This is a genomic window from Paenibacillus sp. 01T424 (genome assembly GCF_056398745.1).
This window is the reverse complement of sequence record NZ_JBFTPZ010000102.1, coordinates 1-2,446: the sequence shown is the minus strand read 5'-3', so window position 1 is coordinate 2,446 and position 2,446 is coordinate 1. Positions and strand designations below refer to the sequence as shown.

The following is a 2,446-nucleotide window of genomic DNA, read 5'->3' as shown; positions in this document are numbered from 1 at the left end:
GGTAAAGGGCTCGTGGAGATCCAAAGGAGTGACAAACAATCCTTGATTGGCATCATCGCCGTTAACTTGCTTAAATGAAGTAGAAAGATATGAATGTGTGTAACACTAAAAAGCTACAGGTTCAGGACAGGACTCTCCACTCCTATCTATACTTTTGCACTCTTATTGAGTGCGAGCCACCCTTACAGGTGGCTATTTTTTATTGCTCATTAAGTGACCAATCTGCTAAAGGTTACGGTATAAGGATCCATCTGGTTGAACCATAATACGAACGGGCAGGTTAGCATGGTGCTTGGTGGGTTACATGATTTTCGTAAATGTGGTAGAATATTCCATGTAAACCGAATTGAAAGGGGACTTGGAATGAGCACAAACAAGATCCATGAAACCCAGCCCGAAAAGGAACATTTGCACAGTAACTATAATTATTTAGATGAGAACCTTCGCTCTATTCAAAGTATTGAGGGTGGAGGACCAATGAAAAAAATAGATTTAAATTCAATGCCGCGTCCTCTAAAGATCTTCGGCTACTCTGTATTTTCAATTTTAGTGTTAATGGGTGCGGTAGCAGTCTTGATTAGTTTTATTCGTTAAATTTAACAACATCACCACGCTGCTCAACTAACGGAGAACGTTAGGCAATAGCACACAACGATGAGCAGGCACTGCGGTAGCCTGCTCGTTTTATTAATCTAACGGGCAGTTATGCAAACAAAATAAAATTCGTCTTCGTAATTAGAAGGAAGTATGCTGAGTACAGCGACTCTTATGACGTTATCCAGGAGGAATTTCTCATATTCCAAAAAATCAGAAACCTATTCAAGACTCGACGACTTAAACACCAATTAAAATTACTCAAACCAATACATGTCATTTTGCATGAAAATAAAGAAGTCTTTGAAGATCATTGGCAAGCAAGAACAGAAGCTTATGAATCGCTACCAGAAAAAGATATTCAAAGTATTTTAGTCTATACTCAAAAGAAACTAAATGAAATATCAAATTATTTGAATACCATTAAGTTCAATAAACGGTCAAAGGATGTTTTATTCTTCTTTACGGACTATGTAGATTATTTATTGAAATATCACAAAAATAAATTTGATATGAGGTATCACCTACAATACATGTATTTATATAGTGAATTATTATTAGGATCGCAAAGGTATATAGCGATTAAGAATAATTTAAGAGAAATTGAAGGGGGTTCGAGGAAGACGATTCATTAAGCTAACGGGCAGTTTAGGTTAATGAATACACCTCTCTTTTCTGGACAAATTAATCTATGTTTGGTGGATTAAGGTAAAGGAAGGGTCGAGGTTCTTGAGGGTAATAATATGCTTTGTAATCCTATTCTCATTGGTTGGAACGCAATTTTGTAATGCAGTTGATGAGAAGCCACTTAAGGACTCAAAAGAATTGCAACTTCAAGATATGCTCATATTGCTTTTGCTTCCTCATATGAGAGAGAAACTTGCTGAGGCGTATTCGGATGTATTTTCTGTACCAGGTTCACCCGATATTTATCCTTATTTTGTTGATGTGAAGGAAATAAAAAGGGTTAATGGCTTCCGTGGTTTTGATTTTTTGATTACTCTTGATGTACGTCCAACAGTTGGACCTCATATCCCTGTCGGTGAAGATGTTTTTATATATCGAATCTCGCCAGCTGGAGTTGAGCTTAAAAATTTTGAACATGTTAGAGGACCGGATAAGAATGATTTCCCCCCAAATTATCAAGATCTTTTGAGGTAACGGGGTACGTTAGTTGAATAACACACCTTGGAGCAGGCGTTACGATAGCCTGCTCTTTTTATTAAACTAACGGGCAGCATTCCTATTATGAAGAAATAGTGGTTTTGAATGCTGTTGAAAGCGGCACGATTGGCATCAGGCACGGTATGAAAGTACGTTACTCTAAAAGCTACAGGTTTAGGACAGGACTCTCCACTCCTATCTATACTTTTGCACTCTGTTTGAGTGCAAGCCACCTTTCCAGGTGGCTTTTTTTATTGCTCATTAATTGACCTATCTGCTAAAGGCTATGATAAGGATCCATCTATTTGAACCATAATACGAAAGGGCAGGATTGATTATAACAGTTCTTTATATCACCACGTTTTGGTGTAAATGTTATACTGAAAATTAGATCAGGAAATCACCGTCACTATAGTATTCTTTTTTGAAGATCATGAATAAGAGAGGCATATTAAGATGAAAAAAGGGAAAATCGTATTTCTAAATGGTGTAACTAGTGCTGGGAAAACATCTATAGTAGATGCTATACAGTTAAAATCAGATGAATTTTTTTATGTTGTTGCAAATGACCTTTTTGAGAATACAATAGGCGATAACTATCTCCGTGAAGATTATTGGAAATATTTAAGTGATGCAATTATTATGATGTATCATACTGCTAAACTATTTTCTGACCATGGTAAGAAAA

3 protein-coding genes are annotated in these 2,446 nt (G+C 36.4%); all 3 read left to right on the top strand.

What is annotated here, in order from left to right; all coding sequences use genetic code 11:
* Window positions 1-363: 363 nt before the first annotated feature.
* Entirely contained in the window at window positions 364-594 is a 231-nt protein-coding gene (locus tag AC1DPK_RS34045; protein ID WP_477513021.1) for a hypothetical protein, read from the top strand.
* A 729-nt stretch (window positions 595-1,323) separates the two neighbouring features.
* Complete coding sequence (locus AC1DPK_RS34040; protein ID WP_477513020.1) at window positions 1,324-1,755, top strand: DUF3888 domain-containing protein; 432 nt, start codon at window positions 1,324-1,326, stop codon at window positions 1,753-1,755.
* Between the two features lie 459 nt (window positions 1,756-2,214).
* Window positions 2,215-2,446: phosphotransferase-like protein (locus AC1DPK_RS34035; protein ID WP_477513019.1), on the top strand; the 232-nt coding region annotated here is incomplete at its 3' end.